This is a genomic window from Herbaspirillum sp. B65, assembly GCF_000333555.1.
Taxonomy (GTDB): Bacteria; Pseudomonadota; Gammaproteobacteria; order Burkholderiales; family Burkholderiaceae_D; genus Herbaspirillum; species Herbaspirillum rubrisubalbicans.
Genome location: NZ_BADI01000266.1, coordinates 1 through 6,016, shown reverse-complemented (window position 1 = coordinate 6,016; position 6,016 = coordinate 1). Strand labels below are relative to the sequence as shown.

Genomic DNA, 6,016 nt, shown 5'->3' with positions numbered 1-6,016 from the left:
ATGGCCATGCAGCGCTGCCGGCCGCACCGAAGGCTGCGCCCAGCAGGTTGTTGATGGCCTGGTCCTTGGGGCATCCGGCAGCACGATGCAGTGGTTCTTGGCGCCCATCATGCACTGGGCACGCTTGCCGGCCTCGCTGGCGCGGCGGTAGATGTGGGTGCCGACATGGGTGGAGCCGATGAAAGAGACTGCCTTGATGTCGGGATGGTCGCAGATCATGTTGGCCACGTCCGGGCCGCCATGCACCACGTTCAAGACGCCCGGTGGCAAGCCGGCCTGATGGGCCAGCTCGACCAGGAATAGCGAAGAGCTCGGATCCTGTTCGGAGGGCTTGAGCACGAAGGTATTGCCGCAGGCCACCGCAATGGGGAACATGAAGCAAGGCAGCATCACCGGGAAGTTGAAGGCGGTGATGCCCGCCCCCACGCCCAGCGGCTGGTACAGGGTGTAGACGTCGACGCCACCGGCCACGTTCTCGGCCAGTTCACCCAGTTGCAGCGAGGTGATCGAGCAGGCGTGCTCCACCACTTCCAGGCCACGCATGACTTCCCCCTCGGCGTCGGGCAGGGTCTTGCCGTGCTCGCGAGTGATCAGTTCGGCCAGCGGGGCGATATTCTCGCGCAGCAGTTGCTGGAACTTGAGCATGATGCGCATCCGCTGGGCCAGCGAGGTATTGCGCCAGGTCTTGAAGGTGTCCTTGGCGTTGGCCACGGCCCGGTCGACTTCTTCCTTGGTGGCGAAGGGTACGCGCGCCACCACTTCCTGGGTGGCCGGGTTCAATACGTCACGCCACTCCTTGGCAGTGGACTGCACCTTTTCACCGTTGAGGTACAGGGGAACGTTGGGGATGTTGGCTTGGCTCATTGCGATTTCCATAGTGAAGAGGTGGGGAGGGCAAGGCCGGCAGCAGCGCTCCCGGCCACAGGCATTACTGCTTGACCAGCGGGCAGGCCGCATCCATCGGGCGGAAAGCCTGCTGGGCCGGGATCACCGACAGCAGCTTCAGGTAATCCCACGGGCCCTTGGACTCGGCCGGGGTCTTGACCTGGTACAGGTACATATCGTGGATCACGCGACCATCGGGACGGATGGAGGCATTGCGCATGACGGCGTCCGAGATCGGAATTTCGCGCATCTTCTGCGCCACTACCTTCCAGTCCGAGGTCTTGGCCGCTGCACGGGCCTTCAGGAACTGGTAGACGCTGGAATAGACGCCGGCCTGCACCATGGTCGGCTTGATGTTCTTGAACTGCGCCTCGAAACGCTTGGAGAAGGCGCGGGTCTGGTCGTCATAATCCCAATAGAAGCCATCGGTATAGACCAGCCCCTGCGCGGCCTCCAGCCCCAGGGCGTGCACGTCCGAGAGGAATACCAGCAGCGCCACCAGGCGCTGATCCTTGCCACCGACGGCAAAGGAGCGCGCCTGCTTGATCGCATTGACCACGTCGGTGCCGCCATCGGCCAGGCCGATCACCTGGGCCTTGGACGCCTGCGCTTGCAGCAGGAAGGAAGAAAAGTCAGAAGCGTTCAGCGGATGGCGCACCGAACCCACCACGGTCCCGCCATTGGCCTTGACCACGTCAGAGGCATCCTTCTCCAACGAATGGCCGAAGGCATAGTCCACCGTCACGAAATACCAAGACTTGTTGCCCAGCTTGGTCAGGGCCGCGGCCGCGCCGGCCGCTTGCGAGTAGGTATCGAACATCCAGTGGAAGCCATTGGGCGCGCATTCGGTGGTGGTCAGCGCACCGGTGGCCGGGCCGCTGTACATGGCGATGCCGCCCTTATCCTTGACCAACTTCTGCACCGCCAGCGCCACCGAGGAATTGGTGAGATCGGCGATGGCCTCGACCTTGTCGCGGTCCAGCCATTCGCGGGCGCGGGTGACGCCGACATCCGGCTTGTTCTGGTTGTCCGCCGAGAGGATCTCGATCTTCATCCCACGGCATTCATTCTTGAGGCAATCCTCCACCGCCATCTTGGCAGCGACCACCGAGCCCTGCCCGCCCATGGCCGAATAGGGGCCGGACATGTCGGTGAGCACGCCGATCTTGACGGTATTGGCGTCCTGCGCCAGGGCGGGAATGGCAGTGGCGGCCAGCGAAACGGTACAGGCCACGGCGGCGGGCCGTGAGCGAACGGCCCAAAGCGTTCTTGCGCATCTTGTCTCCTTCATCTTGTGATTGTGTCGGACCTGCCCGCGTTCATGGACGCCGGGTCTTGCCGTTGTCTCCTGCCGTGCGGCGCCGCCCCTCTCTACGCGGGGCGCCGTCACGGCCCCGATATTCTGCATGTGCGTATTTATCGATACAATAACCACAAAGACAAAACGATTTTGCATGGATGCAAATCACAGACCATGGAGACCACATGCTGGACTGGGACAACCTCAGGATCTTCCTCGAACTCACGCGCAGCCAGGGCCTGGTGGATGCGGCCAAGAAGCTGGGCATCGACCACTCCACCGTATCGCGCCGCATGAAGCGTTTCGAGGAGCAGGTCGGCAGCCAGCTCTTCGACCGCAACAACCACGGCTACAAGCTCACCGCCGATGGCTATCGACTGGTCGACTATGCCGAGCAGGTGGAAAGCACCCTCTACGCCGCCACCGAAGAGCTGGGCGGGCATAACAGCAAGCTCTCGGGCCAGGTGCGGCTGGGCGCTACCGAAGGTTTCGGCACCTTCGTACTGGCCCCGCACCTGGCGCACTTCTGTGCCCGCAACCCGCACATCACGGTGGACATGCTGCCCATGCCGCGTTTCGTGAACCTGTCCAAGCATGAGGCCGACATCAGCGTCTCGATCGAGCGGCCCTTGTCGGGTAATTACGTGGTCACAAAACTGTCCGACTATGTCCTGAAGCTTTATGCTTCACGTGACTACCTGGCCCGGCACGCGCCCATCCACACTACGGCCGATCTGGCGCAACACCACTTCATCGGCTATATCGATGACCTGGTCTTCAGTGAAGAATTGCGCTACAAGGATACGGTGGCGCCGGACGCCTTCCGGGCCTTTCGCAGCACCAGCGTGGTGGCGCAATATACGGCGGCCTGCGCCGGTCGCGCCCTGGCCATCCTGCCCTGCTTCCTGGCCCAGCAATCCGAACAACTGGTGCCGGTGCTGGCGCAGGAAATTGCCATCACGCGCAGCTTCTGGCTGGTGGCCTCCAGCGAGCAGCGCCATGTGGCGCGGGTCTCGGCATTGTGGAGCTACCTGCGCGAGTGCGTGGAGCTCAACCGCGACTTCCTGATGGGCCAGTCGCGCCAGATGCGCTGGCTGGAATAAGGCTGGCGCCTCTGCAACAAGATTCGTTCCAACCCGGCCGCTGCCCTCCCTGTACCAGCGGCCCTACTCCAAGGAGATGACGATGGCTGCAAAGAAGATCCTGCTGTTGACCGGTGATTTCGCCGAGGATTATGAAACCATGGTGCCGTTCCAGGCGCTGCAGATGGTTGGCCACACCGTGCACGCGGTCTGCCCCGGCAAAAAAGCCGGCGACAAGGTCAAGACCGCCATCCACGACTTCGAAGGCGACCAGACCTATACCGAAAAGCCGGGCCACCAGTTCGCCCTCAACGCCAGCTTCGACGAGGTCAGCGCCGCCGACTACGACGCCCTGGTGGTAGCAGGTGGCCGCGCCCCGGAATACCTGCGCCTGAACCCCAAGGTGATCGAACTGGTGCAAGCCTTCGCCAAGGCCGACAAGGCCATCGCGGCAGTCTGCCATGGCCCGCAGGTGCTGGCGGCGGCCGGCGTACTGGAAGGCAAGAAGGTCTCGGCCTATCCGGCCTGCGCCCCGGAAGTCAAGCTGGCCGGCGGCCAGTTCGCCGATATCGCGGTGGATGCCGCCGTCACCGATGGCAAGCTGGTGACCGCACCGGCCTGGCCGGCCCATCCGGCCTGGCTGGCGCAGTTCCTGCAGGTGCTGGGCACGCGTATCGAACTCTAAGACGACTGAAACGGAGGCGGCATGACGCGCCGCCTCCTGCTGTGTTGGCCAGCCCCTTTTTATTCATCTCTCCTGGCCTTTTCCTGCATTTTTTTACCGACAGTCCACAATATGTCCGAAGATGAAGCGTCTTCAGGACATGCAGCCCATATCCACCCTCTCCCCGATGAGCGACCAGGACCGCGAGATCACCGCCACCGTCATGCGCGAGCGCAGCCGGCTGGGCGGTTTCATCCGGCGCCGGGTAGCTGACGCCGGCGAGGCCGAAGACATCCTGCAGGAAGTGTTCTACGAGTTCGTCCAGGCCTACCGCTTGCCCGAACCCATCGAGCAGGTCAGCGCCTGGCTGTTCCGGGTAGCGCGCAACCGCATCATCGACCGCTTCCGCAAGAAGAAAGAAGAGCCCCTGCCCGAAGCGCATGACATCGAACAAGTCGATGGCGCCGAGGATGCCTGGCGACTGGACCTGGTGCTGCCGGCCAGCGACGATGGACCGGAAGCGGCCTATGCCCGCGCCGCCCTGATCGAAGCTCTGCAAGAGGCGCTGGATGAATTACCCGAGGCGCAACGCGAGGTCTTCATCGCGCATGAGCTCGACGGGCTCAGTTTCAAGGCAATGGCGGCTGCCAGCGGGACCAGCTTGAATACCCTGCTGGCCCGCAAACGCTATGCAGTACTGCACCTGCGCGAGCGGCTGCAGGCAGTTTATGACGAATTGGAGATGTAATGGATCAGAACGCAATCCCCCAACCCAACGCTGAAGGCAACCCGGCGCGCCGCCACGGTCACCGTGGCCGCTGGGGCTTCAAGCTGGCGCTGTGCCTGCTGTGCGTGCCGCTGCTGGGGGTGGTGGTGATGTTGCTGTGGAACTGGGTGATGCCGCCGATCTTCCCCGGCGTGGCCGAGATCGGCTTCTGGCGCGCCCTGGGCTTGCTGGTGCTGTGCCGGATATTGTTCGGCGGCTTTCGTGGCCGTCATGGCGGCTGGCGCGACAAGCGCCGCTTCATGCGCGCCCGCTGGGAAGCCATGACGCCCGAGGAACGCGAGCGCTGCCAACTGCGCAGCCGGATGTTCTGCCGCGAAGAGCGTAAATGAAGATTTATTCCCGCTGCGCCTGAATCCCCTCGGTCAGGGCCGATGGCTGGGGTGCCGCAGTCCAGTCATGCTCGCGCAAACCGATGGAAGTGAAGGGATCTACCAAGGTGCCGGCCACCATCCTGGCCAGCAGTTGCGGCGCCGGCGGCACCACCGACAAGCGCGCCGCCAATTGGTCGCGCACCCAGGGCAGCCAGAGCGAATCGGACTGGTAGAACGGCGTGAACATGGCCGACATGGCCTGGAAGGTCCGCACATGGCGCCGCCGCGAAGCGGCATAGCGCGGCAGGGCCTGCTCCAGCGTGTCCGACTGCTGCAAGGCGTGGCTTAAGGCCCGGGCATCGAGCAGGGCCATGTTGGCACCCTGTCCCAATTGCGGACTGGTGGAATGGGCGGCATCGCCGATGATGGCCAGCCGCTCAGCGTAGGGCAAAGGCAAGGTGTGATGACCATAACGCGCCAGCGTCATCTGTTCGAAGCCATCGATCTGCGCCAGATAAGGCGCGCACTCTGGCCAGAGTGCATGAACACCATCCTTCCAGGCCGACAGTCCCGCTTGCTTGAGCCACTCCACCCGATCCGGTCGCGTGCTCCAGAAGAACGCCACCATGGGCTCATCCTGGGGCCTTGGTCGACCGATGGGCAGCACGCCGATCATGGTGCTGGCACGACGATAGCGCTGCACCAGCGAATTGTGGCCGAAGGACAAGCCCGGCTGCGCCCGCAGCGAGACCCAGAACGCGCCGTAGGGCAAGGGCCGCGGCTCGCAGCTGCGCAGCGCATGACGGCGCAGTGGCGAGCGCGCGCCACTGGCATCGATCACCAGATCAAAGCCGCCAAGGCGACGGCCATCAGCAGCAGTCAACCAGGCCTGTGCGCCGGTGTGCTCCAGGCCGCTGATATCGTGGCCGGTCTCCACTTCGATGCCTTCCTGTCGCGCCGCCTCCAGCAAGACGCCGACAAGGCGCC

The 6,016-nt window shown here is 63.8% G+C and carries 6 protein-coding genes and 1 pseudogene; 4 read left to right on the top strand and 3 right to left on the bottom strand.

Annotated elements, in window-relative coordinates; all coding sequences use genetic code 11:
* Together I5W_RS06950 and I5W_RS06945 are read right to left on the bottom strand one after the other, a co-directional pair.
* Positions 1-864, bottom strand: a pseudogene (locus I5W_RS06950) (aldehyde dehydrogenase family protein); the annotation flags it as partial.
* A 64-nt stretch (positions 865-928) separates the two neighbouring features.
* Entirely contained in the window at positions 929-2,176 is a 1,248-nt protein-coding gene (locus I5W_RS06945; RefSeq protein ID WP_044528683.1) for an ABC transporter substrate-binding protein, read from the bottom strand.
* Between the two features lie 194 nt (positions 2,177-2,370).
* Here I5W_RS06945 and I5W_RS06940 point away from each other — a divergent pair, with 194 nt between their 5' ends.
* From I5W_RS06940 to I5W_RS06925, 4 genes are all read left to right on the top strand, one after another.
* Positions 2,371-3,288 carry a LysR family transcriptional regulator gene (locus tag I5W_RS06940; protein ID WP_044528682.1) on the top strand — a complete coding sequence of 306 codons (918 nt, stop codon included), beginning with the start codon at positions 2,371-2,373 and terminating at the stop codon, positions 3,286-3,288.
* Positions 3,289-3,370: 82 nt separating this feature from the next.
* Positions 3,371-3,952 carry a DJ-1/PfpI family protein gene (locus I5W_RS06935; RefSeq protein ID WP_026052007.1) on the top strand — a complete coding sequence of 194 codons (582 nt, stop codon included), beginning with the start codon at positions 3,371-3,373 and terminating at the stop codon, positions 3,950-3,952.
* A gap of 139 nt (positions 3,953-4,091) precedes the next feature.
* Entirely contained in the window at positions 4,092-4,679 is a 588-nt protein-coding gene (locus tag I5W_RS06930; protein WP_044528681.1) for an RNA polymerase sigma factor, read from the top strand.
* Positions 4,679-5,047: a hypothetical protein gene (locus I5W_RS06925; RefSeq protein ID WP_044528680.1), complete on the top strand. Its 369-nt coding sequence runs from the start codon at positions 4,679-4,681 to the stop codon at positions 5,045-5,047. Before I5W_RS06930 ends, I5W_RS06925 begins: the two co-directional genes overlap by 1 nt.
* A gap of 4 nt (positions 5,048-5,051) precedes the next feature.
* Here the strand turns inward: I5W_RS06925 and I5W_RS06920 are convergent.
* Positions 5,052-6,016 (bottom strand): FAD-dependent oxidoreductase (locus I5W_RS06920; protein WP_044528679.1); only part of this gene is annotated, 965 nt, incomplete at its 5' end.

Coding starts and splice junctions, on each gene's coding strand:
- I5W_RS06935 (WP_026052007.1), top strand. CDS start 3,371: ATGGCTGCAAAGAAGATCCTGCTGTTGACCGGTGATTTCGCCGAGGAT.
- I5W_RS06940 (WP_044528682.1), top strand. CDS start 2,371: ATGCTGGACTGGGACAACCTCAGGATCTTCCTCGAACTCACGCGCAGC.
- I5W_RS06945 (WP_044528683.1), bottom strand. CDS start 2,176: ATGAAGGAGACAAGATGCGCAAGAACGCTTTGGGCCGTTCGCTCACGG.
- I5W_RS06925 (WP_044528680.1), top strand. CDS start 4,679: ATGGATCAGAACGCAATCCCCCAACCCAACGCTGAAGGCAACCCGGCG.
- I5W_RS06930 (WP_044528681.1), top strand. CDS start 4,092: ATGCAGCCCATATCCACCCTCTCCCCGATGAGCGACCAGGACCGCGAG.